Raw genomic sequence first — 25033 nt, forward strand, 5'->3', positions numbered from 1 at the left:
TATCGCGTACTAAGAACTTTGTAATCGGTTGTTTTACAGTCGACATAGTAATTGTATGCGGAAAAAAGGACGTTTACTTTGCTCCTCTTGAAAAACGTGTATTAATATCAACTAAAGAAATAGAGCCTTTGGGAGAATTTGTGAATCAGCTGTATGTTGTAAAAATTCCAGTTTATTATGGTGGGAAAGATTATAAATTAGAAAGTGATAATATCGTAACATTGCAATTTAATGAATTGAGTGATACTGGTAATAGATATTTCCTTTATCGTTGCTTTGCTTGGAATCATATTTATTATTATCCCGGTTCATATCTTGGCCAAGGGGTACTTGCTTATAATCAATATTCCATTATTTTTCCTTTATACTCATTAGACTCATTGGATGTCCATCATAAAGTATATAGAAAAAAGAATGGACAGATAATTGAACCGTGGGAGTATGATGATAAGGATTTAGAGACTCTTTGCCATAGTTGTCATTTGAAAAAGCATAAACTCCCAATCTATGTCATTAATGAATAGTTTTATGGAGTTAGAGATTCCTTTGAATTTTTCTATTTTTGTTATTATTTTCCGAATTGTAACGCGAATCCCAGATTGAAGAATGTGATGTTGTTTTTGAACCAATTGTGATTCACTCCGTCATCATAGCCGTCCGTGTTGTAAAGTCGTGCATCGGGGTTGGCAAACCAGTCTGCTGTTAGGAAATCACAGCGAATCATGCCCGAGAGTTTACGGCTGATGCGGAATTCATAGCCTACAGCGAAAGTTATTCCACAATATCCTTTATGGAAAAGGTGTCCGTTCCGTTCACCGCGTTTATATGTCCGTTCCTGATAGTTCATATACCCGATGCCGAACGAGAGGAACAGTCCTTGATTCCCGTTGCTCCACAAGGGACGGTATGTGATGTTGGGGCGTATGCAGTGCAGATGTGCCTTATCCGGCAGGCGGGCCATGCGCAGATAGTCATATTGAAGTCCCACAGCAAATAGGGGCGTGATGTAGTAGCGGCCTTCTGTCATGAGGTCATATCCCACCCGGTTGCCGTTCTTGCTGAAGAAGTCGTTGCGGTTTCCTTCTACATGGGGCAAGGAAACACCGCCACCAAGGATGATGCTGTAATTTTGCGGTAGGCATTCGCTTTGTGCCAGCATTCCTGTCACTCCGATGGAGAGTAGGGATAGACAGAGGAGGAATCGTTTCATGCTGTAGCTGAGGTCTTTGGAGATATTGTATATTTTTATCTTATCGTTTGCCGTATAGCTTGTCTATCAAATCCGTCCGTCCTATCCGGCGCAGTTCGTTTATGATGTTCCTGCGTTCCTCTGGTTTGTACCAGAAGAAGAACTGGCGTTGCGCCAGCTTCTCGCGTTGCGTCTTGGCGCTGAACACCGGTTCCAACGTATAAGGATGGAAGCCCGTGTACCATGCTTCGGTGGCAACGGTCATGGGAGTAGGGGTAAAGTCCTGTACTTGTTCCAGATGGAAATCCAGGCGTTTGGTGATGACGGCAAGTTCAGCCATATCCTCCTCCTTGCATCCGGGATGACTACTGATGAAATAAGGGATAAGCTGCTGACGCAGTCCTTCTTCACGGTTGATTCTGTCGAATATCTTCTTGAACTCACCGAACTGGCTGAACGAAGGTTTGCGCATGATGTTGAGCACGCGGTCCGAGGTATGCTCCGGAGCCACTTTCAGACGGCCGCTGACATGGCGGGCGATGAGCTCGCGGGTATATTCCTGCGTACTTTTGTCGGTGTCCGGATTCTTGCTCTGGTGCAGTAGCAGGTCATAGCGTACACCGCTGCCGATGAACGACTTCTTGATGCCGGGCAGGGCATCTACGGCATGATAGATGTCAAGCAGTGGACGGTGGTCTGTATTCAGATTGGGGCATACTTTGGGGTAGATGCACGACGGACGTTTACATTTTCTGCAGATAGCCTCATCCCGTCCCTTCATCCGGTACATATTGGCCGACGGACCTCCCAAGTCACTTAAGTAACCCTTAAAGTCGGGCAGCTCTGTGATGGCTTTTACCTCTTTCAGAATGCTTTTCTTGCTGCGGCTTACGATGAACTTGCCCTGATGTGCGGAAATGGTACAGAACGCACATCCTCCGAAACATCCGCGGTGCAGGTTGACGGAGAACTTTATCATGTCGTATGCCGGAATGCGTTTCCCCTTATATTTGGGGTGGGGCAGGCGTGTATAAGGCAAGTCAAAAGAATGGTCGAGCTCGGCTTCCGTTAAAGGGGGATAGGGGGGATTGACCACCACTGTCTGTTTGCCGGTCTTCTGCAGCATGCGCGATGCTGTATATTTGTTACTTTCCTCCTCGATATGACGGAAGTTGGCAGCTTCTTTCTTTTTATCTTTCAGACATTCTTCATGGGAAAAGAGGGTGATATCTCCTTCTTGTGCTACTACTTCCTTGTCAAGATAAACCATTTGAGGAATATCGGCGATGAGCTCTTTGAAGCTTTGGGCGTCCACTTGTGTCTGTTGGCGTTTCAGTCTCTCTGCAAGTTCCACCACCGGTTTCTCTCCCATGCCGTAGATGAGTGAGTCGGCACCACTGTCGAGAAGGATACTGGGGCGTACACGGTCTTGCCAATAGTCATAGTGTGTCAGGCGGCGCATGCTTGCCTCGATGCCGCCCAGTACGACGGGGACGTCGGGAAATAGTTTCTTCAATATGTGGGTATATACAATGGAAGGATATTCGGGGCGCATATCCGGACGTGCGTCCGGTGTATAGGCGTCATCACTGCGCAAGCGTTTGTTGGCAGTGTATTTATTGACCATCGAATCCATACAGCCGGGACTGATGCCGAAAAACAGACGGGGACGTCCCAGCTTCTTGAAGTCGCGCAAGTCGTCGCGCCAGTTGGGCTGGGGAACGATGGCTACGCGTAATCCTTCCGCCTCGAGGATACGGCCTATGACGGCAGCTCCAAAAGACGGATGGTCTACGTAGGCATCACCGCTGAAAAGTATTACATCCAATTCGTCCCAACCATGCAGCTCTACTTCTTTTTTGGTGGTGGGGAGCCAGTCTGTAAGGCGATATTCTTTCATTAATCCATTGTAAATTGTAATGTCATTCGTTCTCCGTCATAAATCTCACGGAAGCCTATCTGTTGCTCGGCAAGATACTCTTTCATATCATTGAAGGCAGTGGCGTCATCCATGATGATTTCCAGCTTCTCGCCTTTCCCGACCTCGCACATGGTTTTTATGGCAGGAATTAGAGGGCTGTAATGCTGTTGTCCGCAGGTGTCGATGGTTTTCATTTATTCTTCTTCTATGGTGTCTTGTTGGGAAAGCCATTGCAGATAGAGCTTGATGAGTTGCTGTAGTCCGAAGGCCTTCATGTTGTTGTGGTAGATAACGTCGATGCAGAGGTCGAGCAGGTCTTTGCTGTCTTCCTCTTGCGCGGCGATGAGAGAGCGGATGTTCAGTTTCAACTTGTCGAGTACGGTTTCTTCCACAATGCCATTGCTGTCGATGAGATGACGGAAGAGTCCGTATTTTTCGATAGTGGCAAGGTTTTCTTCTGAAACTTCTAAACTGCGGGTTCCGCTGGGATTAGCTTGTATGGTGTACATGTTGTTTAATGTTTAGTGGTTAATGTTTAATGATTAATAGAAGCAAAGATAGTTTTTTCACCACAGATTACACAGATTTCTACAGATTATTTATAGGGATTGCTGTTTTTCTCTGTATTACTCAACCTGATTTGTGGTGAGAAAGTGAAGTATGGAGGCCATAATTGCATTTCTGGACGTTTCTTCCTTGATGCTTTCAAAAGGGAATCCCATGATGAAGGTGCGGTAATCGCTGCCTTGATAGGCCACGGCGGCGGATGCGTTGTCGGCGGCATAGGTCATGACTGGAAAAGCGGGAGACATGGGCAGGATGCAATCGGGGGAAGTGACCGGATAGTCCTGCTCATTCGGTAGTCGGGGAAGGGTGAAGGTATGCCCCAGTCCCCGGACAGCGATTTTGTCCCCGTCTGTTTTCAGAGAGTTGCCATGCCGGTACTTCAAGATATTCTGAATAAATTCTTTATTGCCCTGCGAGCTGTCCATATCGCTGCCTACGTAGGCACCGCTGACCAGGAGATGACCTCCCGACCGGCAATAGGAAGTCAGTATGCGCTGCATGGGCGAGGAGAATGTTTTGTAGTAGGTATTGCGTGCCGGATTGCTGGAATTGTCTTCTTTCTCCAGTCCGAGGATATAGTCTACTATCGGATAGTCTTCTAAAGAGAGGATACCTTTTTCCACAGCCTCATCGCTGCATGAGACGAAGCTGTAGTTTCCGGCGGCTTGTATGGCCTTGCCGTGTACGAAGGGGTAATCGAAAGTATTTCCGATGATTTTCATGCCTTCGTATTCCTCTCCACTCTCTCCCAGACGTTTTCCCGCTTCTTCCCGGCTGAAGTTCTGCTGGGCGCCGCAAAGGGAGATGTCATAGAGGTAAGGAACGCCGGGATCTTGCGACAGGTCGAAACCTGCAGCATCGGGAGTGTCTATGACGGCCGGCCCGCTGATACGGTCGAATCCGTTGACGATAAGTATCTGTCCTTTTTCCCGTTTGGCTTTATAGGCAGCAAGAATTTCCGAAGGGAAGCTTTCACCGCCCCGGTTCACGGCGGTTACTTTGAAGGAATAGATGATGCCGGGTTCTATTTTTACGGTATGGGACGGAGAACTGACACGTACGCCATTGTCAAATCCTCCGCGTCCGATACGTGTATATACAATATATTCGCGTGGCTTGGCAGTCGGCTCTAGCGGGTCTTCCTTGCCTTGCCAGGAAAGCTCTAAAGTATTTTCCTTTTTCCCGAAGCGGATGGCAAAGTGGCTGACGGGAAGCGGCTGGACTGCATACTCCTTGCCGTGCTGGCTGCATATATATTGCAAGATGGCTTTATAGAGCGCGCGTCCGACGATGAACTTGAAGTTGGGGTCATGCCCCAGACGCATATCTGCGAAGTTCTGGTGCGACAACAGTTCTACGATGGTGGAAGGAACGGCGGGCAGGCGCGTTTCACTGTAGTTGCGGTTCCATAGGCTGCGGCGTGTCCAGTCTACGTTAAAGGTGGAGCGGATGTCATGCTGCAACTGCGTCAGCAAGACGTCCGAGAGGTCGCGGGAGGCATGGCGGTCTGTACCGGCATTCAGCCTGCCGTTGTTGAAGTTGGTGGTATAAATGCCGAGAGTGCCTATAATCTCGTCTTCCTTGCTGAAGCCGGCATCGCTGTGCAGGGCCATACTCATTTCAAAGGGGATGCCCAAGCCTTCTTCCGTCGGATTGAATACTGATTTTCCTGCGAGATAATTCACTGTACGGGAACGCGCGTTGATGTCATCATTCATGTCATTGTTCCCCTCATAGCCTCCGTAGACAGAGTAAGGCATACCTGCCCATTGAGCAGAGTAGCGTGCACCTTCCAGATATCTGGGCAAGCCGCTGGCTTGTCCGCTGCGGGCAATGTTGCCCATGCCTCCTCCAAAGCGGACGGCATCGGCACAGACCACGCCTTTTTCCTTGCTTTCGTTGCTCAATACCACCATGCCATAGTCATTCCGGCCTTTGTCGAAAGTGAATGTGCCAAGGTATACCCATGTACCTCCTCCTATTTGCTGGTTCACCTTGAATTCCGTGACGCCTCCATTGTGGAATACAAGGTATTTGGCATCGCTTACGCTGCCCGGCAGTGTCTGATAAGATACGTATACGGCATATTCTCCTGTTTCCGGAATATCGGGCACCCATTCGGCAAAAGCTTTGTCTTTCTTCTTTTCTGTTTTGGCAAAGCGTGCCGTGCCGGTAAGGAAAGGGTTTTCATTGTCCTGATAGATTCGTTTCCGTTGGGCAAATCCGGGTCGGGAGGTCTGCTCCCAACGTGCTTTCCGGCTTTTTACATCCAGATAGAGGGAACCTTGTCCTCCATGTCCGCTCAGGCTACCGTCATTGTCTACAATGACTTCTCGCTTTTGTGTGTCCCTTTCGCGGGGAGTGAATACATTGGCTCCTGCATTCTCCAGCATGGGCAGAAGGTAGGGCAGGATGAACGACTGGGTGAACTGGTCTTCTGTGGTACAGAACAGCCTGGGGCGTTGCCATCCCCATTTGTCTTTGTCATTGATGTAATATTTCCCGTGGCTTTGCCAAAGGGCGATGTGTCTTCCTTCCAGTCCTCGGGTAATCTCGTAGGGGCGCGAAGTGCGGGTTACCCAAGGTGTACCTTTGTATTCCAGGTGGCTGAACAGACGTGCTTTGTCTTTCTTCCCTTTCCGGTAGAGGTTGGGGATAAGCTCTTCGATGTTTTTCCCGTCAGCAAAGATGGTGAGGCCGAAGTTGTTCACCGGTCCCGGCAGGATTTGTCTCAGATATCGGTAAATGGCATCGACGGTTTCTGGTCGTAGAGGCTGGTAGGCAAAGCGCTCGTTTGCGTAGATGAACAATTTCTTTTTCCGGAAGTCGATTTGGAAGCTGTCCGGACGGCAAGTGCCTATGTTTATCGGGGAGGAATATTCATTGAAGAAGGTTTGCAGGCATTCTGCCACGTTCGATTGAATGTCTTGGGCAGACAGCCACGTCCCGTGTAGCAACAAAAGAAAGAAAAGAACAGGTTTTTTCATATTTGCAGTTCATTTTAGAGCTTGTTTGAATTTCGCTTGCCAGGTTTTTATTCGTCACATACCCGCTACGCTCCGCAGAAAAATATTAGAACAAACTTTTAGGGGATTAAAAAAGAGGTGCATAATCAGAGCGATGCACCTCTTTCCTGAATGTATTTATCTCGTTTCCGAATTTTCTTGTTTCAGCAGGTTATAGTGGAATGTATTCCACAAAGGCCTCCATTGCTTCATAGGAAGCAAGTCCGAGACTGTCATACAAGGCAGCTGTTCCGCGGTTACGGTCTTCGCTGCGTTGCCAGAACAGACGTTCGTCATTGCCCAAGAACGGTGCGCTTTCCATCTGCGACTGATGCTTCAGGATAGAGTTGCGTTTGGCACGCAATTCTTCCGGGCTGATGGGAACGGCCATTTCGATGTTTTCGATTTCCCATTCTGCCCATGCACCGCGATACATCCAGATGCGGCATTCCTTCAACCATTTGGCATCTTCTTCTTTTTCCAGGTCGATGGCGGCAAATACGGCATCCGTACAAACACGGTGTGTTCCGTGCGGGTCGGCCAGGTCGCCGGCAACGAAAATCTGATGGGGCTTCACTTCGCGCAACAGGTTGCGTACGATTTCCACGTCTGCTTCGCTGATAGGATTTTTCTGTATCTTGCCCGTTTCGTAGAACGGCAGGTCAAGGAAGTGGCAGTGATCCAAAGGTATGTTATTATATGTACATGCAGTACGTGCTTCGCCACGACGAATCAGTCCCTTGATGGTCAGGATGTCGCGCGTGTCCATGTCACCGTCTTTCTTCTCCTTCAGATACTTGCGGATTTCGGCGTATTTGTCGTTGATAACCTGGTCCTCGCTGTTGTTGAAGATTTGGTTGAACCCGTTGATGAAGTGTAGGAAACGGATCACTTCTTCATCGCCTACGGCAATGTTGCCGGAAGTTTCGTAAGCCACATGCACGTCATGTTTCTGCTCTACTAGACGACGGATGGTACCTCCCATGGAGATAACGTCATCATCGGGATGCGGAGAGAACACGACCACACGTTTGGGATAAGGTTTCGCACGTTCGGGACGATAGGTGTCGTCTGCGTTCGGCTTGCCGCCCGGCCATCCGGTGATGGTATGTTGCAGGTCATTGAATATCTTGATGTTCACGTTATAGGCTGAACCGAACAATGCTAGCAGTTCACTCAGACCGTTTTCGTTGTAGTCCTTGTTGGTTAGCTTCAGAATGGGTTTTCCGGTGAGCTGGCACAACCAGACGATGGCGCTGCGGATGAGCTTGTCGTTCCATTCGCAGGAAGTTACCAGCCAGGGGCGTTGGATACGCGTCAAGTTGGCGGCGGCAGACAAGTCGATGACGATGTGCGCATTGTTGTGAGTCTGCAGGTAAGAAGCTGGAATGGTGTCGGTAACTGCACCTTCCACACACTCTTTTACCATCTTGGCTTTTTCTTCACCCCATGCCATCAGGTATACTTTCTTTGCGGCAAGGATAGTGGAAACACCCATTGTGATGGAACTGATAGGAGTACTTTCGATGCTGCCGAACATCTTGGAAGCTTCGTTACGTGAATCATTATCTAGCAGAATCAGACGGGTGGTAGAGTTCATGCGTGAACCCGGTTCGTTGAAGCCGATATTGCCTACGCGGCCTATGCCTATGATAGCGGCGTCTACTCCGCCGAAGCTTTCGATGCGCTGTTCGTACAGACGGCAATATTCAAAAATGGTGTCTTTGGCAATCGTACTGTCCGGGCTGAAGATGTTCTGCCTGTCAATATCCACATGATCGAGCAGCATTTCCTTCAAGGCATTGAGGTTGCTGTTAATGGCATCCGGTGCCAGTGGGTAATATTCGTAAAGGTTGAATACGACTACATTGCGGAAACTCAAGCCTTCTTCTTTATGCATGCGGATGAGGGCTGCATATACGTTGCGTGGAGAGTTTCCTCCTGCCAGTGCCAACACACAGAAACGTCCCGCTTTTTGCTTGTCACGGATTAACTGTGCAATGTCAAGGGCAATCTGGTTGGCGCCTTCTTCGGCAGACTCGTAAATGTCTGTCGGTATTTTTTCCAGTCGGGTCAATACCGACCGTTCAAATGCATTCTCAGGCCTGTAGTATCTGGGGGATACTCTGTTGAGAGTGATTTGAGAGCTTAGATTGGTTTTCATAAATAGAATATTAATAAATGATTAAGTATTGCACTGTTCTTTGAAAAACAAATATACGAAAAACAATGTTCATTCGCATGTCGTTGAAGATTAATTAAGAGATTGTATAGGTCTCCGGTACAAGTTTGCCCATGGCCCATACGGCTCTTACGTTCAAGTTTTCGTCCATGACAATGATGTCGGCATCCTTGCCTTTTTGGAGGGAGCCTTTGCGGTCGTATACGCCCATAATCTTTGCCGGGGTTTCAGAAGCCATGCGTACGGCGTCTGCCAACGGAATTTCAGCTTTTTGTACTACGGTGCGTATCAGCCGGTCCATGGTGGCTACGCTGCCGGCAAGGGCGGAATGGTCTGCAAGCTTGCAGACTCCGTCTTCGATGATGACGCGCGGGTCAAAGGCCTCCTGGCTGTCGCTTGCGGCGCATGCCAAGGCGTCGGTTATGAGGCAGGTGCGTTCTACGCCTTTTATCTTGTAGACCAGTCGCAGGATGGTGGGAGGAACATGGATGCCGTCGGCCACCACTTCCACCGTCATGTCGTCCAGCAGATAGATGCTTTCTACTGTGCCTTCGTATTTGTACTCACGGCGTTTGTGGAAACCGGGCATTGCATTGTAGAAGTGGGTGGCATGGGTATAGCCTGCTTCGTAGGCTGTACGGATGTCTTCAAACTCCGCTTGCGTATGGGCTACCGATGCCAAAATGCCTTTGGCGGTGATGTATTTTCCAAACTGCATGGCTCCCGGAAGTTCGGGGGCAGCGTCCCAGCGCTTGATACAGGACCAGGTTTCCACGATAGGGATGTATTCGTTGGGGTCGGGACTCTTGATGTTCTCAGGGATTTGTCCGCCTGCCATCGCCATGTTCAGGTAATGCCCTTCCAGATGCAGGCCAAGGATAGGGCTGTTTTTTTCTTCCATGAGTTTGGTGCAGGTTTCGGCTGCCTGCTCAATCATGGGAACGGTGGAGGAGGAGAGGGTGGGGAAAATGCTGGTTGTTCCATATTTCATATGGGTTTTGACGGCTACACGAAAGGCATCTTCAGTACATTCCATAAAGTCACGGCCTCCACCGCCATGGGCATGGATTTCCACACCGCCGGGGAGTACATACATACCTTTTACGTCTATCAATTGTGCACCGATTACTGCAAGGTCGCAGTTGGTCACTTCCAATATTTTTCCGTCTCTGATGAGTACAGAGCCGTCTTTAAGCCATCCTTGCGGGGTAAGGATGCGGGCGTTGATAAGTTGAGTCAACATAGGATTTAGGGGTTAGAGTTATTAAATTAATCATGTCGTTGTTCTGACATTGTTTCAGAGGACAAAAATAGGCACTTTTTGGAGAATATGTACTCCTTCTTTTAGGGTATTTTCATTAAATACTCTAAAAAAAGCAGATTTGGTGCATTTTGCAGGATGTCTCTTTCCTTAAAATGTGTTCTTATTATATAGAAATAGAAGCGGAATGCTTATAGGGGGATACCGGGGTAAACTTACGACTGATATGCTATTAAAAGGCTTTTAATGATGGTTCGCTATAGGAAGGAGATGGATAGGTGGACTTTGTGGAGGAAAAGGCATAGCTCCTATAAATAGGTTGCTAGGGGTATAAATGAGGATAATCATGCAAAAATAAACCGTTCATTGCACTTTTTCCGTTTGGGTTTGTTATATTTGTATTTGTTTATAAACTCTAAAATATCAACGTATGAAAAGCTGGAAAGTAGAAGCAGCCATCATAGCCGTGGGGCTGCTTTTGTTGGGAATCAAGGTAAAAGGCGGTATTGACAATTTTGTGAATAAGGATCGTGTGGTCAGTGTAAAAGGACTGGCCGAAATGGAAGTGCCTGCCGACAAGGTGGTCTGGCCTCTTGTCTACAAAGACATAGGCAATGACCCTGCTCTGCTTTATGCCAATATGGAGAAGAAGAACGCAGCCATCGTGAGTTATCTTGAAAGCAACGGCATAGAGAAGGAAGAAATCAGCATTGCACCCCCCGAGGTGATTGACATGCAGGCTGAACGTTACGGTGACCGCAATGTGGCCTATCGTTATAATGCCACGTCTGTCATCACTGTCACTTCCAAGAATGTGGATAGGGTGCGTAGACTCATGTCCGGGCAAGCCGAGCTCTTGAAGCAGGGCATTGCCATCACAGGAGGAGACTACAAATATAACGTGTCTTATGAATTTACCGGTCTTAATGAAGTGAAGCCAAAGATGATAGAAGAGGCTACCAAGAATGCCCGTGCCGCAGCCGAGAAGTTTGCCAAGGATTCGGACAGCGAGTTGGGCAAAATCCGTAATGCTTCGCAAGGGCAGTTCTCCATCAGCGACCGCGATGCTTATACTCCTTATATAAAGAGTGTGCGCGTAGTGACTACCGTGAACTATTATCTGAAGAAATAACGAAACCGTCCGCATCTTTCCAAGCGGGGAACTTTTGCCTGAACTCCTGCAGGGAGGAAAGGCTGAGGGAGGCAGTGGCAGTCGCTTCTTTGTCGTCGGGCACAGTGGCAAGCACTTCTCCTTTTGGAGAGTAGACCGCACTGCCTCCACAGTGTGGAGTGTCTCTGCCATCTCTGCCGATGCGGTTGACACCGCAGACATAACTGATGTTTTCCAAAGCACGTGCTTGCAGCAGGATGTCCCAAACCTTCCGGCGGGGAACGGGCCAGTTGGCGACACAAATCAAAAGGTCGTATTCATTGTTCCTGTTGCGACTCCAAACCGGGAAGCGAAGATCATAACATACAAGCAACAGTATGTTCCAGCTGCGATACCGGATAATGGGACGTTGGTAGCCGGAAGTGAAATGCTCTGTTTCGTGCCCCATCCGGAAGAGGTGCCGTTTGTCGTAATAGTAGGCATCGCCTTCGGGCGTAAGGAAGAATGCACGGTTGTAGTAGGATGGCTTTCCTCCTTCTGGAGCTGTCTCGTTGGCAATAAAGCTGCCTGCAAGAGCGAGTCGGTACTTTTCGGACCATCGGCGCAGCGTTGTGATAGTTTCTCCTGTTGTGGGTTCGGCCAAGCTGGCGGTGTTCATACTGAAGCCGGTGGAGAATGTTTCCGGTAAAACAACAATCTCCGTTGTTCCACGAAGAGTTTCTAACTTCTCGTGGAGACGACGGAGATTTTCTTGTTTATTTTCCCAGACGATGTCTGTTTGCAGAATGCTTATTCGCATGGCATGAATGCTTAATACCTGATTAGATATCTCCTAAATCAAAATTTTCGGGATTTTTCCCTTTAAGGTTCTTGAAATACAGTTTTATCTCGCGCATATCCTTTTCTATGTCTCCGGTAGGCATGACAGCTTTGGTAGAGGAGATGGTCTTGGAAGGATAGTCAATCCCGATAAGCATGATGGGTACTTGTGCTTTAAGCGCTATGTAATAAAAACCTTTCTTCCAGTTGGGATTGGCTTTACGGGTTCCTTCCGGTGTAATGGCCAGGTGGAAATGCTTGCTGCTTACAAACTTTTCGGTCATTTGGTCTACTAAGGAAGATTTACGTCCCCGGTTCACCGGGATGCCACCAACGGCTTTGAATATCAATCCCAGAGGAAAAAAGAACCATTCCTTTTTCATCATGAAGCTGGTCTTGCGGCCGATGGCGCCATAAAACAATTTACCGATAAATAAGTCCCAATTGGAAGTATGGGGTGCCGCACAAATTACACATTTGTCGTAGTTGGGCACCGTCACGTTTGTCTTCCAGCCCAGCAGGCGATAATAAATGAAGCTATAAAAGGCTTTCTTCATCTTATTTCAACTTGCCCATTGCGTCAATGATTTCGTCTACCTTCGCATTGAAATCAGCACGAAGTTTTTTGTAGAAATCTTTTACATTTCCCGGCTCGGTGTGGCTGATGCGGCTTATGAATTCATCTTGCATTTTTAGAATTTCAGCCATCAGATTATCGGCTTTTTGTTTCTCTATTCCAGGTATATATAAGCTGTTTACAAGACACTCTGTGAACAATTCACCCGCAATATAGTTTATATTCTTCTTTAGTTCTTTTCTACTTGCCATAATTTTTACGTTTAAAATGAATAATTTGAATTATTTTCGGTAAAGATAATGTTTTTCTTTGTTAGTGTAGAGCAAAAAAGGGTTTTTATGTGTTTTTAATTTAGTAATTTTGTGGAATTATTCCACAAACTGTGGACACATTCCACAAGAAAAAACAGAAGATGCCACCATGAATAAAAAAATGATTTTTTCTTTTATATCTGATATATAGATTGTTATATGTGTTGGATAAGATGGTGATAGATTGGCATCGGATTTGTCTTAATAGAAAGAAACAGGGTTAAATTTAATAGACAAACAAACATGAGACAGTTTTTTACGAAAAAAGAATTGAAATTAAAGAAGAAGAGGTTGTTGATGATGGTTGTCTGCATGGCGGTATTGTTGGCAGGTTACTTTATTCTGACTTGGCCTAAGAAGCTTGAACCTGAAGCTCCTACCGTGATTGTGGAATCAGCAGAAAAAGGAGATGTGGAGATATATGGCGAGTACGTGGGGCGTATTCGTGCCCAGCAGTTTGTAGAGGTACGTGCGCGTGTGGAAGGGTATTTGGAGAATATGCTTTTTGCAGAAGGAACGTATGTAACCAAGAACCAGGTGCTTTTTGTTATAAACCAAGACCAGTATAGGGCAAAGGCCGACAAAGCCCGTGCACAGTTAAAGAAAGATGAGGCGCAGGCATTGAAGGCAAAACGAGATTTGGAGCGTATCCGCCCTCTTCATGCGCAGAATGCTGCCAGCCAGTTGGACTTGGATAATGCCCAGGCTGCCTACGAGACGGCAGAAGCTTCGGTGGCGATGAGCCAGGCCGATTTAGACCAGGCCGAATTGGAATTGGGGTATACGTTGGTCCGTTCTCCGTTATCGGGACATATCAGTGAAAGAAATGTGGACTTGGGAACATTGGTCGGACCGGGAGGTAAATCTTTGCTGGCTACGATTGTGAAAAGTGATACGGTGCTGGTAGACTTCAGCATGACAGCATTGGATTACCTGAAAAGCAAGGAACGGAATATCGAGATAGGGCGTCAGGATTCTACACGTTCCTGGCAGCCGAACATTACAATTACTTTGGCGAATAATACTGTCTATCCTTATAAAGGCTATGTGGATTTTGCCGAACCTCAGGTAGACCCTCAGACTGGAACATTCTCCGTACGTGCAGAAATGCCGAATCCTGACAGAGTGTTGTTGCCGGGGCAATTTACAAAAGTGAAGCTGTTGCTGGATGTACGTGAGGGTGCTGTCGCTGTTCCTCAAAAGGCAGTTACCATTGAGAAAGGTGGTGCATATGTTTTTGTAATGCGCCGGGACTCTACGGTTGAAAAGCGTTTTATTGAGCTGGGACCTGAATTTGGTAACAATTGGGTAGTTGAGCGTGGTTTGGCTGCCGGAGAACAAATTGTGACAGAAGGTTTTCACAAGCTGACTCCGGGTATGAAAGTACGTGCCCAGGCTGCCGTTCCTAAAAAAGAGGGCGGGCAGACGAATGATTCTCTGAACAAGCAGGTCGTTTCTGAAACGAAGCAGACTACCCCGGCTGAGAATAAATCAAAGGACAACAACCCTTCAAAGTAATGATGTTATGAAAGTAAGTTTTTTTATAGACCGTCCGGTATTCTCGGCGGTGATATCGATTGTGATTGTAATTGTCGGTATCATTGGCCTGACCATGCTGCCGGTAGACCAATATCCGCAGATAACACCTCCCGTAGTGAAAATCAGTGCTTCCTATCCGGGAGCCAGTGCATTGACTGTTTCGCAGGCGGTGGCAACTCCTATTGAGCAGGAGATAAACGGTACTCCCGGTATGCTGTATATGGAGTCCAACAGTTCTAATTCCGGAGGTTTTTCGGCTACGGTCACTTTCGACGTATCCGCCGACCCGGATTTGGCTGCCGTAGAAATACAGAACCGTGTGAAACTGGCAGAGAGTCGTTTACCGGCCGAAGTGATTCAGAATGGTATTTCTGTGGAAAAACAGGCTCCCAGCCAGTTGATGACCATCTGTCTGACTTCCAGTGACCCGAAGTTCGACGAAATTTATCTGAGTAACTTTGCCACTATCAATGTGCTCGACTTGTTGCGCCGTATCCCCGGGGTGGGACGTGTTTCCAACATCGGCAGCCGTTACTATGCCATGCAGATATGGGCGTTGCCTGATAAACTTGCCAACTTCGGCCTGACGGTGCAAGACTTGCAGAATGCCCTGAAAGATCAGAATCGTGAGTCTGCTGCAGGTGTTTTGGGACAACAACCGGTGAAGGGACTTGACATTACTATTCCTATCACTACCCAGGGACGTTTAAGTTCGGTAAAGCAGTTTGAGGACATCGTAGTCCGTGCCAATGCCAATGGTTCCATCATCCGCTTGCGCGATGTGGCACGTGTTTCGCTGGAAGCCTCTTCGTATAGTACCGAGAGCGGAATCAACGGTGAGAATGCTGCTGTGCTCGGCATCTATATGCTTCCCGGAGCCAATGCCATGGAAGTTGCAAAGAATGTAAAGGCCGCTATGGAGGAAATCAGTGCGAATTTCCCTGAGGGAATGAGTTATGAGATTCCCTTCGACATGACTACTTATATTTCCGAATCCATTCATGAAGTATACAAGACGTTGTTCGAAGCGTTGATTCTGGTTGTACTGGTCGTATTCCTTTCTTTGCAAAGTTGGCGTGCGACGGTGATACCGATTGTTGCGGTACCTATTTCACTGATTGGTACCTTCGGTTTCATGCTTATTTTCGGTTTCTCTCTGAACATACTGACTTTGCTTGGATTGATTCTCGCCATCGGTATTGTGGTGGATGATGCCATTGTGGTGGTGGAGAATGTAGAACATCTTATGGAGACGGAGAAATTGAGCCCGTATGAAGCTACCAAAAAGGCGATGAACGGATTGGCAAGTGCCTTGATTGCCACATCGTTGGTGCTTTGTGCCGTATTTGTGCCGGTAAGTTTCTTGAGCGGAATCACCGGACAGCTATACCGTCAGTTTACCATTACTATTGCTGTTTCCGTATTGCTTTCTACAGTAGTGGCTTTGACGCTCAGTCCTGTTATGTGTTCGCTCATATTGAAGTCCGACAGTGGAAAGAAAAAGAACATCGTTTTCCGTAAGATTAATGAATGGTTGAATCTGGGCAACCACAAATATGTGGCTGTCATCAACCGGGTCATCAGGAATCCTCGCCGATTGATGAGTGCGTTTGGTTTGGTACTGGTTGCCATTTTCATTATCCACCGGCTGGTGCCTACCAGCTTCCTGCCGACAGAAGACCAAGGCTATTTTAAGATTGAGTTGGAATTGCCGGAAGGTGCTACTTTGGAGCGAACCCGTGTGGTGACCGACCGTGCCGTGCAATACTTGGAGAAGAATCCCTATGTGGCCTATGTGCAGAACGTGACGGGTAGCAGCCCCCGTGTGGGTAGCAACCAGGCACGCAGTGAGCTGACGGTTATTCTGAAACCGTGGGAAGAGCGTAAGGGGATTTCCATCGATAAGATAATGGAGAATGTGGAGAAGGATTTGAAGGAATATCCCGAATGTAAGGTTTATCTTTCCACGCCTCCGGTCATTCCGGGATTGGGTACCTCGGGAGGTTTCGAAATGCAGCTTGAGGCGCGTGGAGAGGCGACGTTTGACAACTTGGTGCAGGCGGCAGATACGCTGATGTATTATGCCCAGAAGCATAAGGAGCTGGCGGGGCTTTCATCATCCTTGCAGTCTGAAATACCGCAACTTTATTTTGATGTGGACCGTGATAAGGTGAAAATGTTGGGTGTGCCCCTGGCGGATGTATTCTCTACCATGAAGGCCTATACCGGTTCAGTATATGTGAATGACTTCAATATGTTCAACCGTATATACAAGGTGTATATCCAGGCCGAGGCTCCTTATCGTGAGCATAAGGACAATATCAACTTGTTCTTTGTAAAGGCAAAGGATGGAGTGATGGTGCCGCTTACTTCCTTGGGAAATGCCTCTTATACCACCGGTCCGGGCAGCATCAAGCGTTTCAATATGTTTACCACTGCTGTCATCCGCGGTTCTGCGGCACAAGGCTACAGTTCCGGCCAGGCAATGGAGATTATGGAGCAGATTGCACGTGACCACTTGCCGGACAATATCGGTTTGGAATGGAGCGGTCTTTCCTATCAGGAAAAGAAGGCGGGAGGGCAGACGGGTCTTGTACTTACGTTGGTATTCCTTTTTGTATTCCTCTTCCTGGCTGCGCAATACGAAAGCTGGACGGTGCCTATCGCTGTGTTGCTTTCACTGCCGGTTGCAGCTTTGGGTGCCTATCTGGGTGTTGTGATATGCGGGTTGGAAAATGATATTTACTTCCAGATTGGCTTGGTGATGCTGGTGGGACTTGCGGCAAAAAATGCCATTTTGATTGTGGAGTTTGCCAAGGTACAGGTTGACAAGGGGGAAGACTTAATTTTGTCGGCCATCCATGCTGCCCAACTTCGTTTCCGGCCTATTCTGATGACTTCCCTTGCTTTTGTATTGGGTATGCTTCCTATGGTATTGGCAAGCGGACCGGGCTCAGCAAGCCGTCAGGCTATCGGTACAGGTGTTTTCTTCGGAATGATATTTGCCATTGTATTCGGTATTGTGCTTGTACCGTTCTTCTTTGTGCTGGTTTATAAAGCAAAGGCAAAAGTGCAACATAAAATCAAGAAAGACTGATTCACTTAAACAAAGACTGTTATGAAAAAAAATAAAATATATATCCTTTTGCTGCTGAGTATTTCCATATTCACTTCCTGTAAGGTTGGAAAAAGTTATGTCCGTCCTGAAATGTCCTTGCCGGACAGCCTTGTGCAACAGCAGGACAGTATCAGCATTGCCGACCAGCAATGGCAAGCTGTTTATACGGACAGTACTCTGCGCAGCTTGATAGACCGTGCATTGGAGTATAATAAGGACATGCAGATTGCGGCTTTCCGCGTCAAGGAGATGGCTGCCCAAAAGCGTATCAGTGTTGCCAATCTTCTGCCGCAGCTCACCGGAAAAGTGGAGGCCGAGCGTGAAGTGGATAATTATGGCGGTCATAGCCGTGATGTAGGCAATACCTATGAAGCCAAGGCATTGCTTTCCTGGGAACTGGATCTTTGGGGAAACTTGAGATGGAAGAAAGTGGCCGCCGTGGCCGAATACCTGCAAAGTGTGGAGGCACAGCGTGCGTTGCGCATGACTATCGTTGCCGAAGTTGCACAGGCTTATTATGAGCTGGTAGCCCTTGATACCGAACTGGAGATTGTACGCCAGACGCAAAAGGCGCGTGAAGAGGGAGTTCGCTTGGCCCGTATCCGTTTTGAAGGTGGACTGACCTCCGAGACCTCTTATCAGCAGGCACAAGTGGAGTTGGCCCGTACGGCTACGCTTGTGCCCGATTTAGAACGCCGTATCTCTCTGAAAGAAAATGATATCGCTTTTCTTGTAGGTGAATTTCCTACCCGCATTAAGCGTGTAAATTTTCTACAGGAACTGGATGTGCCGGAGTCTTTACCGGTAGGTTTGCCTTCCGATTTGTTGGAGCGCCGTCCTGATATTCGTGCAGCAGAGCAGCAGTTGAAGGCTGAGCATGCCAGAGTGAAAATTGCTTATACCAATATGTTTCCCCGTCTGGCGTTGACTGGACAGTTTGGATTGGAAAGTGATGTGCTGTCTAATTTTTTGGAATCTCCTTATTCCTTATTGAATGGTGCGATATTGGCTCCGCTTTTCGGTTGGGGAAAGAATCGTGCCGCCCTGAAAGCCCAGAAAGCTTCTTTTGAAGCCGAGATACATAGCTATGAAAAGACCGTACTGAATGCTTTTAAGGAGGCAAAGAATGCTATTGTGGATTTCAATAAAATAAAGGAAGTCTACCAGCTGCGTGCCAAACTTGAACGCTCTGCTAAAGGGTACGTGGATTTGGCACAATTGCAATACATCAATGGTGTCATCAATTATATGGATGTGCTCGATGCCCAGCGTGGTTATTTCGATGCTCAAATTGGAGTAAGTAATGCTATCCGTGACGAGCTTATTGCCATGGTAAATGTCTATAAGGCATTGGGGGGCGGCTGGCAAACCGAATGACGATTAGCCGTTTTTATTTATCCGGTTATAAAAAAAGCAGGGGGTATTGCAACAACACCCCCTGCTTTTGTCAATAGTCAAGAATATTAATATCTTCTGGAGTTGTAACCGCCTCTTCTGTCGCGATTGCCGCCATTGAAAGGTTTTTCTTCTCTGGGGCGTGCAATGTTTACTGAAATTTGTTTGCGGTCAAATTCGGCACCGTTCAACTCGTCAATGGCTTTTTGGGCGGCTGCGTCGTCCGGCATTTCTACAAAACCGAAACCTCTGGATCTTCTTGTTTCTCTGTCTGTGATGATTCTTGCAGAAGAAACTTCTCCGTACTCTGAAAATAAATCGTTTAAGTCAGCGTCTGTTGTGCTGAAGTTTAAACCTGAAATGTAAATGTTCATTTGAAATTTTAATTAATTGTAATTATTAAATTGGAGTATGGAGAATAATTATGGAAGAGACCGCCTGATAATAGTTATGTATTATAAAGAAGAACAATGCGATAATGACTCGTAACTCGAACTTTGCGACAAAGATAACACAATAAATCAGTTAAATGCTTTCTTTTCCTTTTTATTTTAGGATAAAAGACGATAAATGTCATTTTATACATTATTTCGGCCTCTCGTTTGCATATCTTACGAAAAAAAACGAAATTTGCGACGCTTTTAAACGGAACTTTACTAACACCTTTAAATAATTAAGAGAAATGACTAAAAGTGCATTGCAAATTGCAAGGGCTGCCTATCAGCCCAAACTTCCGAAAGCGCTGAAAGGAACTGTTAAGGCTGCAGAAGGAGCAGCTACTCAGTCTGTTGCTGATCAGGAAGAAATCAAGAAATTGTTCCCCAACACGTACGGAATGCCTTTGATTAAGTTTGAGACTACTGATGAGGCAGCCAACTTTCCCGCAATGAACGTGGGGGTTATCCTTTCCGGTGGACAGGCTCCTGGCGGTCACAATGTGATTTCCGGTATCTTCGACGGTATAAAGAAGCTGAACAAAGACAGCAAATTGTATGGCTTTATTCTGGGTCCCGGTGGCTTGGTTGATCATAATTACATCGAACTGACTGCCGAAATTGTCGATGAATACCGCAATACTGGTGGTTTCGATATCATTGGATCAGGTCGTACTAAGCTGGAGAAGGAAGAACAGTTTGAAAAAGGTTATGAGATTCTGAAGGAACTCAACATCAAGGCACTGGTAATTATTGGTGGTGATGACTCCAACACCAATGCTTGCGTACTGGCTGAATACTATGCTGCCAAGAATTATGGCGTGCAGGTAATTGGTTGCCCTAAGACCATCGACGGTGACTTGAAGAATGATATGATTGAAACTTCTTTCGGTTTCGATACGGCTTGCAAGACTTATTCTGAAGTAATCGGTAATATTCAACGTGACTGTAACTCTGCCCGTAAATACTGGCACTTCATCAAGTTGATGGGACGTTCTGCCTCTCACATCGCTTTGGAATGTGCATTGCAGGTACAGCCTAATATGTGTATCATTTCTGAAGAGGTTGAAGCTAAGGATATGTCTTTGGACGATATCGTGACCAGCATTGCCAAGGTCGTTGCTGAACGTGCAGCCCAGGGCAATAACTTCGGTACGGTTCTTATTCCCGAAGGATTGGTTGAATTCATTCCGGCCATGAAGCGTCTGATTGCTGAGTTGAACGACTTCCTTGCTGCCAATGCAGAGGAATTTGCCCAAATCAAGAAATCGGCTCAACGCGACTATATCATCCGTAAACTCTCTCCGGAGAATGCTGCCATTTACGCAAGCCTTCCCGAGGGTGTGGCACGTCAGTTGTCTTTGGACCGCGACCCGCACGGAAACGTACAGGTGTCTTTGATTGAAACTGAAAAATTACTGTCTGAAATGGTGGGTACCAAGCTGGCTCAGTGGAAAGAAGAGGGTAAGTTCGTAGGTAAGTTTGCTGCACAGCACCACTTCTTCGGTTACGAAGGACGTTGCGCGGCTCCGTCAAACTTCGATGCTGACTACTGCTACTCTTTGGGTTATGCAGCATCTGCATTGATTGCTAACGGAAAGACCGGTTACATGTCTTCTGTACGCAACACTACTGCTCCTGCCGAAGAATGGATTGCAGGCGGTGTGCCCATCACCATGATGATGAACATGGAACGCCGTCATGGCGAAATGAAGCCGGTTATCCAGAAGGCTCTGGTGAAACTGGATGGTGCTCCGTTCAAGGCATTTGCTGCTCAGCGTGACCGTTGGGCTATGGAAACAGACTATGTTTATCCGGGTCCTATCCAGTACTTCGGTCCGACAGAGGTTTGCGACCAGGCTACGAAGACTTTGCAGCTGGAACAGGCTAAATAAGTTGACGCATCAACAAGTTGATAATAAAACGGAAGGGCGGTTCATTCCGCCCTTTCTTTTGATTTACTCATGCCAACCAAGACCTCCACAAATCCCCGGCGCAGAACTGCTGCCACCCGTCGCTCTTCCTCTCCCTCTTCGCGGAGTAAGAAGAAATCGCAGCCGCGTACCATGCCCGTATGGTTGCGCAATCTTTGGGCGGTCTGTATCATTCTTATTTTTTCTACCGGCTTTTACTGGTTTTTCATTCGTCCATACGCTTATCGTTGGAAGCCTTGTTACGGCCAGAAAGGATATGGTGTGTGCATGCCCTGCAACTATGAGGTGCATGGCATAGACATATCTCATCATCAGGGGAAGATAGATTGGGAACTCCTGGCACATAACAGAGAAGCCAAATTTCCCATCCATTTTGTTTTTCTGAAGGCCACCGAGGGCGGCGACCATGGCGATGATACGTTTACGCAGAACTTCGGTCAGGCGCGTAAGTATGGTTTTATCCGTGGTGCCTATCACTACTTTATCCCTAAGACCGATGCCCACAAGCAAGCCGATTTCTTTATCCGTACCGTGCAGCTGGCAAAGGGAGACCTGCCTCCCGTACTTGATGTGGAGACTATCGGCAAGCAGTCACCGCAGGAACTTAAAACGGCTGTCAAGACTTGGCTGGACAGGGTTGAGTCCCATTATGGCGTGAAGCCTATCCTTTATACTTCCTATAAATTCAAGGAGCGTTATCTCGGCGACTCCATTTTCAATACTTATCCTTACTGGATAGCCCACTATTATGTAGATTCCGTGTGCTATGAAGGCAAGTGGCACTTTTGGCAGCATACCGATGTGGGTGCTGTGCCCGGTATTGAAGAGGAAGTTGACCTGAACGTATTCAACGGGACATTGGAAAAATTGCAGGCACTTACTCTGCAAGAATAATCCTGGCACCACTGTACACAACACATTTCATGTGGCGACTATTTCATGCAAGTGTTCGTTATTGAACAAGTGTCCGTTATCGGACAGGATGTTAATATGTTATGAATCTCACAGTCAGTATATTACGATATTGGCATGCAACTTGTTTTTCTATTGCCCAAATAGCTGTGATATGATAAGAAAGTATTTGCAACAATCTTTTATGTTACTGAAACAAAATCCCTTGTTCAGTAGTCTTTACATCTTGGGCACCGGACTCGCCATAGCTTTGGCGATGGTACTTGCCATACTCTACTATATAAAGGTGGGAGATATTTATCCGGAAAGCCATCGTAGCAGAATGATGGTGGCTTTGTCTGCACATATGCAGGGAGAGGATACTTCTAATAATACGACTTGGTGCTATTCTTTGCCGTTTGTCAAGAATTGTTTTTATCCGTTGGAGGATGTGGAAGCTGTGACGGCAGTCACGAAAGTCAATCCGGTCACTGTGAAATCGGAGATGATGAAACGGCCGTTGTCTGTCATGCGGAAGTTTACGGATGTGGCGTTTTGGAAAGTGTTCGATTTTAAGTTCATAGCCGGTGGGCCGTTTACGGAGGCGGACTTTCAGAGTGGAGTTCCTGTGGCAGTAGTTTCGGAAGAACTGGCCCGGCGCATATTCGGGCGGGTAGATGTCGTGGGAAGCGAGTTGAACATGAATTATCGGAAATATAGGATTTGCGGGGTAGTGAAGTCGCCTAGCTACGCTATGAAACTTAGTTTTGCGGATGTGTGGTTACCTTATACGTGTGATGTGTCTTTGAAAGACAGTTATATGGATGTAATAGGGGCTTTCCAAGTGGCCATTCTTTTGCATTCTGCCGGGGATGCCGGAAGGGTGAAGGAGTGTGTGGACGAATATGTACGTAAGTTCAACCTGCAGCCACACGATGGTTATAGGCTGGTGCTGCATGGACAGCCCTACATGTATTGGAAATCAATGTTCTATCAGAATGACATGGAAGAGTTGGATTATGCGAAGATTCTTCGTGAGATGGGTGTTTGGTTGCTGTTGCTATTATTGGTGCCGGCGCTCAACCTTTCGGGGATGATTGCTTCACGTATGGAGTGGCGTCTGCCCGAAATGGGAGTGCGTAAGGCATTCGGGGCAACCCGCGGCAGGTTGTTTGCACAGATAATTTGGGAGAATTTGCTATTGACGGTATTGGGGGGAGTGCTGGGATTATTGATCTCTTTTGGTATGCTGTTTTTGGCACAACAGTGGTTGCTGACTATGCTTGACGGAGGAACACAGCTCTTTCCGGATGGCACACAGGGCGTTACGTGGGACATGCTTTTCAATCCATACGTGTTCTTGTTCACGTTTCTCATCTGTGTGTTGTTGAATTTGGTTTCAGCATTGATACCGGCTTTTCTATCTTTGAAGAAAAATATTGTTTATTCTCTTAACAAACAAAAATGATATTATTATGTTTGGACAAATCATACGATACCTTTGGAACTGCCGTCGCCACAATTTGTGGATTATGATAGAGCTGATTGTAATTACTATCGTCAGCTGGATGGTGATAGATCCGCTTTTTGTGCTGAATTATAACCGTGGAATTCCTGACGGTTATGATGTTGACGGGCTGTATCGCTTGCAACTGATGCGGAATCCGGAAGATACGGTGTCCAATCCGGCCGATGACTATCGGCTGATTATGCAGAAGTTGCGCAACATACCTTCCGTTGATGCCGCTACTTGTGTGTTGCGTGGTGCTTATCCCAGTTCGCCGGGTATGAATGCCAACAATATAGTGAAAGATACCGTAGCGATAACCACTACCTATATTCCTTTTTTCCGTGGTTCGGACTTTTTCCGTACTTGGCGTTTCCGTTCGGCATCAGACGGCACATGGGAGACCTTGGAGAATCTGGAAGTGCCTGATGATGGTATTATCTTGAGTGAAGATGCCGCCGCAGTTTTGTCCGGAGGAGGCGACATGGTAGGTCAGACTGTGCATGAAGGTAATGGAGACGGCCTCTCTTATCGGGTGGTGGCGTTGATGCGGCCTTTCAAGATGCGTAATGGCATGCAGCCTTGTGCCGTGCGGCTGGTACCTATTATAGGTGAGATGCCCGAGTGGGGATTTAATGGGATGCGCATCTTTATTCGTGCAAAGGAAGGAATCTCGGAAGAGCGTTTTGTAGAGCAATTTTTGCAATGGTCGGATGAGAATCTGGCGGGAGGGTCATTGGTGTTCAAGGATTTCTTGCCGTTTCACGAAATACAGGCAGCTTCGGATTTGGAGAAAGGCGTTACCAATGAGATACGCTCTAAATATCTCCTTGCTGTCTTTTTCCTGTTCAATTTGCTGCTTGCAGTGAGCGGGACGTTTTGGATGAACACCAGTGGCCGGCATGAAGAAATAGGTATCCGTCTTTCGTATGGTGCTTCGCCCGGAAAAATCCGGCTGATGCTGTTTGGCGAGGGGATAGCATTGACGACAGTTGCCGTGTTGCTGGGATGTTTCGTCTATTTCCAGTGGGCGTGTTTTGAGGGTTTGTATGCTTTTGGCGATCTGTATTCTTATGAAAAGAGAATGGTTGTTACGTCCGATTCCTATTTGCCCGGCCATTTCGGTTTGCACTTTATGATTGTTTCGTTGCTGGTATATCTGTTGATGATGCTGGTAACGTGTCTGGGAATATCTGTTCCGGCATACAGAATCAGTACCATTTCTCTGGTGAGAGCGTTGAAGGATGAGTAATCAATCCTTCAACACTTTTA

The 25033-nt window shown here is 47.1% G+C and carries 19 protein-coding genes and 1 pseudogene; 9 read left to right on the top strand and 11 right to left on the bottom strand.

All coding sequences use genetic code 11. The annotated features are described in order from the left end of the window. Window positions 1-524, top strand: a pseudogene (locus M1B78_RS03675) (HNH endonuclease); the annotation flags it as partial. 44 nt (window positions 525-568) lie between these two features. On the opposite strand, the gene M1B78_RS03680 reads toward M1B78_RS03675, so the two are convergent. The 7 genes from M1B78_RS03680 to nagA all read right to left on the bottom strand — a co-directional run bounded on the left by M1B78_RS03680 (window position 569) and on the right by nagA (window position 10107). Further along, on the bottom strand, window positions 569-1210 hold the full coding sequence (locus M1B78_RS03680; RefSeq protein ID WP_257939928.1) for a hypothetical protein: 642 nt from the start codon (window positions 1208-1210) through the stop codon (window positions 569-571). A 40-nt stretch (window positions 1211-1250) separates the two neighbouring features. Further along, complete coding sequence (locus M1B78_RS03685; RefSeq protein WP_257930778.1) at window positions 1251-3089, bottom strand: YgiQ family radical SAM protein; 1839 nt, start codon at window positions 3087-3089, stop codon at window positions 1251-1253. Continuing rightward, window positions 3089-3304, bottom strand: a complete 216-nt coding sequence (locus tag M1B78_RS03690) for a sulfurtransferase TusA family protein (protein ID WP_136009304.1) — start codon at window positions 3302-3304, stop codon at window positions 3089-3091. The genes M1B78_RS03685 and M1B78_RS03690 overlap by 1 nt, the downstream gene beginning before the upstream one ends. Then, window positions 3305-3619 (bottom strand): hypothetical protein, encoded by a 315-nt coding sequence (locus tag M1B78_RS03695; RefSeq protein WP_136009303.1) that lies wholly within the window; start codon window positions 3617-3619, stop codon window positions 3305-3307. It abuts the gene before it with no gap. A 117-nt stretch (window positions 3620-3736) separates the two neighbouring features. Continuing rightward, window positions 3737-6664 (bottom strand): xanthan lyase, encoded by a 2928-nt coding sequence (locus tag M1B78_RS03700; RefSeq protein WP_257939929.1) that lies wholly within the window; start codon window positions 6662-6664, stop codon window positions 3737-3739. Between the two features lie 190 nt (window positions 6665-6854). Next, on the bottom strand, window positions 6855-8846 hold the full coding sequence (locus tag M1B78_RS03705; protein ID WP_136009301.1) for a glucosamine-6-phosphate deaminase: 1992 nt from the start codon (window positions 8844-8846) through the stop codon (window positions 6855-6857). A 94-nt stretch (window positions 8847-8940) separates the two neighbouring features. After that, a complete protein-coding gene (gene nagA, locus M1B78_RS03710; protein ID WP_257930781.1) occupies window positions 8941-10107 on the bottom strand; it encodes an N-acetylglucosamine-6-phosphate deacetylase in 1167 nt (388 codons plus the stop codon). Between the two features lie 448 nt (window positions 10108-10555). On the opposite strand from nagA, the gene M1B78_RS03715 reads away from it, so the two are divergent. Then, on the top strand, window positions 10556-11257 hold the full coding sequence (locus M1B78_RS03715) for an SIMPL domain-containing protein (RefSeq protein ID WP_257930782.1): 702 nt from the start codon (window positions 10556-10558) through the stop codon (window positions 11255-11257). On the opposite strand, the gene M1B78_RS03720 is transcribed toward M1B78_RS03715, so the two are convergent. From M1B78_RS03720 to M1B78_RS03730, 3 genes are read right to left on the bottom strand one after another with little or no spacing between them, the layout of a single operon-like run. Next, entirely contained in the window at window positions 11229-12035 is an 807-nt protein-coding gene (locus tag M1B78_RS03720; protein WP_257939930.1) for an amidohydrolase, read from the bottom strand. The genes M1B78_RS03715 and M1B78_RS03720 overlap by 29 nt on opposite strands. Before the next feature lie 22 nt (window positions 12036-12057). Continuing rightward, window positions 12058-12612, bottom strand: coding sequence for a 1-acyl-sn-glycerol-3-phosphate acyltransferase (locus M1B78_RS03725; protein WP_257939931.1), 555 nt, complete (start codon window positions 12610-12612; stop codon window positions 12058-12060). A gap of 1 nt (window position 12613) precedes the next feature. Continuing rightward, window positions 12614-12883 carry a hypothetical protein gene (locus M1B78_RS03730; RefSeq protein WP_257939932.1) on the bottom strand — a complete coding sequence of 90 codons (270 nt, stop codon included), beginning with the start codon at window positions 12881-12883 and terminating at the stop codon, window positions 12614-12616. 303 nt (window positions 12884-13186) lie between these two features. Here M1B78_RS03730 and M1B78_RS03735 point away from each other — a divergent pair, with 303 nt between their 5' ends. Genes M1B78_RS03735 through M1B78_RS03745 form a run of 3 tightly spaced genes read left to right on the top strand, consistent with a single transcriptional unit; the run spans window position 13187 to window position 18977 of the window. Beyond that, window positions 13187-14461 carry an efflux RND transporter periplasmic adaptor subunit gene (locus M1B78_RS03735; protein ID WP_257930784.1) on the top strand — a complete coding sequence of 425 codons (1275 nt, stop codon included), beginning with the start codon at window positions 13187-13189 and terminating at the stop codon, window positions 14459-14461. A gap of 7 nt (window positions 14462-14468) precedes the next feature. Next, window positions 14469-17579 carry an efflux RND transporter permease subunit gene (locus M1B78_RS03740; RefSeq protein WP_257939933.1) on the top strand — a complete coding sequence of 1037 codons (3111 nt, stop codon included), beginning with the start codon at window positions 14469-14471 and terminating at the stop codon, window positions 17577-17579. A 21-nt stretch (window positions 17580-17600) separates the two neighbouring features. Then, window positions 17601-18977 (top strand): efflux transporter outer membrane subunit, encoded by a 1377-nt coding sequence (locus tag M1B78_RS03745; RefSeq protein WP_257939934.1) that lies wholly within the window; start codon window positions 17601-17603, stop codon window positions 18975-18977. 86 nt (window positions 18978-19063) lie between these two features. On the opposite strand, the gene M1B78_RS03750 is transcribed toward M1B78_RS03745, so the two are convergent. Continuing rightward, window positions 19064-19369 carry an RNA recognition motif domain-containing protein gene (locus M1B78_RS03750; RefSeq protein ID WP_257930787.1) on the bottom strand — a complete coding sequence of 102 codons (306 nt, stop codon included), beginning with the start codon at window positions 19367-19369 and terminating at the stop codon, window positions 19064-19066. Between the two features lie 308 nt (window positions 19370-19677). Between M1B78_RS03750 and M1B78_RS03755 the strand changes: the two genes are divergently transcribed. The 4 genes from M1B78_RS03755 to M1B78_RS03770 all read left to right on the top strand — a co-directional run bounded on the left by M1B78_RS03755 (window position 19678) and on the right by M1B78_RS03770 (window position 25013). Continuing rightward, window positions 19678-21324 (top strand): diphosphate--fructose-6-phosphate 1-phosphotransferase, encoded by a 1647-nt coding sequence (locus M1B78_RS03755; RefSeq protein ID WP_136009291.1) that lies wholly within the window; start codon window positions 19678-19680, stop codon window positions 21322-21324. 69 nt (window positions 21325-21393) lie between these two features. Continuing rightward, entirely contained in the window at window positions 21394-22257 is an 864-nt protein-coding gene (locus tag M1B78_RS03760; protein WP_257939935.1) for a glycoside hydrolase family 25 protein, read from the top strand. A gap of 172 nt (window positions 22258-22429) precedes the next feature. Continuing rightward, a complete protein-coding gene (locus tag M1B78_RS03765; protein WP_257939936.1) occupies window positions 22430-23722 on the top strand; it encodes an ABC transporter permease in 1293 nt (430 codons plus the stop codon). Window positions 23723-23729: 7 nt separating this feature from the next. After that, the gene (locus M1B78_RS03770) at window positions 23730-25013 is read left to right on the top strand and encodes an ABC transporter permease (RefSeq protein ID WP_257939937.1); all 1284 of its coding nucleotides are present in this window, start codon (window positions 23730-23732) and stop codon (window positions 25011-25013) included. Window positions 25014-25033 lie beyond the last annotated feature (20 nt).

The sequence above is a fragment of the Bacteroides muris (ex Fokt et al. 2023) genome (assembly GCF_024704895.1).
GTDB lineage: Bacteria > Bacteroidota > Bacteroidia > Bacteroidales > Bacteroidaceae > Bacteroides > Bacteroides muris.

What these genes read in the sequence shown, in the direction of transcription:
- M1B78_RS03680 (WP_257939928.1), bottom strand. Translation starts at nt 1,210, where the DNA reads ATGAAACGATTCCTCCTCTGTCTATCCCTACTCTCCATCGGAGTGACA.
- M1B78_RS03685 (WP_257930778.1), bottom strand. Translation starts at nt 3,089, where the DNA reads ATGAAAGAATATCGCCTTACAGACTGGCTCCCCACCACCAAAAAAGAA.
- M1B78_RS03690 (WP_136009304.1), bottom strand. Translation starts at nt 3,304, where the DNA reads ATGAAAACCATCGACACCTGCGGACAACAGCATTACAGCCCTCTAATT.
- M1B78_RS03695 (WP_136009303.1), bottom strand. Translation starts at nt 3,619, where the DNA reads ATGTACACCATACAAGCTAATCCCAGCGGAACCCGCAGTTTAGAAGTT.
- M1B78_RS03700 (WP_257939929.1), bottom strand. Translation starts at nt 6,664, where the DNA reads ATGAAAAAACCTGTTCTTTTCTTTCTTTTGTTGCTACACGGGACGTGG.
- M1B78_RS03705 (WP_136009301.1), bottom strand. Translation starts at nt 8,846, where the DNA reads ATGAAAACCAATCTAAGCTCTCAAATCACTCTCAACAGAGTATCCCCC.
- nagA (WP_257930781.1), bottom strand. Translation starts at nt 10,107, where the DNA reads ATGTTGACTCAACTTATCAACGCCCGCATCCTTACCCCGCAAGGATGG.
- M1B78_RS03715 (WP_257930782.1), top strand. Translation starts at nt 10,556, where the DNA reads ATGAAAAGCTGGAAAGTAGAAGCAGCCATCATAGCCGTGGGGCTGCTT.
- M1B78_RS03720 (WP_257939930.1), bottom strand. Translation starts at nt 12,035, where the DNA reads ATGCGAATAAGCATTCTGCAAACAGACATCGTCTGGGAAAATAAACAA.
- M1B78_RS03725 (WP_257939931.1), bottom strand. Translation starts at nt 12,612, where the DNA reads ATGAAGAAAGCCTTTTATAGCTTCATTTATTATCGCCTGCTGGGCTGG.
- M1B78_RS03730 (WP_257939932.1), bottom strand. Translation starts at nt 12,883, where the DNA reads ATGGCAAGTAGAAAAGAACTAAAGAAGAATATAAACTATATTGCGGGT.
- M1B78_RS03735 (WP_257930784.1), top strand. Translation starts at nt 13,187, where the DNA reads ATGAGACAGTTTTTTACGAAAAAAGAATTGAAATTAAAGAAGAAGAGG.
- M1B78_RS03740 (WP_257939933.1), top strand. Translation starts at nt 14,469, where the DNA reads ATGAAAGTAAGTTTTTTTATAGACCGTCCGGTATTCTCGGCGGTGATA.
- M1B78_RS03745 (WP_257939934.1), top strand. Translation starts at nt 17,601, where the DNA reads ATGAAAAAAAATAAAATATATATCCTTTTGCTGCTGAGTATTTCCATA.
- M1B78_RS03750 (WP_257930787.1), bottom strand. Translation starts at nt 19,369, where the DNA reads ATGAACATTTACATTTCAGGTTTAAACTTCAGCACAACAGACGCTGAC.
- M1B78_RS03755 (WP_136009291.1), top strand. Translation starts at nt 19,678, where the DNA reads ATGACTAAAAGTGCATTGCAAATTGCAAGGGCTGCCTATCAGCCCAAA.
- M1B78_RS03760 (WP_257939935.1), top strand. Translation starts at nt 21,394, where the DNA reads ATGCCAACCAAGACCTCCACAAATCCCCGGCGCAGAACTGCTGCCACC.
- M1B78_RS03765 (WP_257939936.1), top strand. Translation starts at nt 22,430, where the DNA reads ATGATAAGAAAGTATTTGCAACAATCTTTTATGTTACTGAAACAAAAT.
- M1B78_RS03770 (WP_257939937.1), top strand. Translation starts at nt 23,730, where the DNA reads ATGTTTGGACAAATCATACGATACCTTTGGAACTGCCGTCGCCACAAT.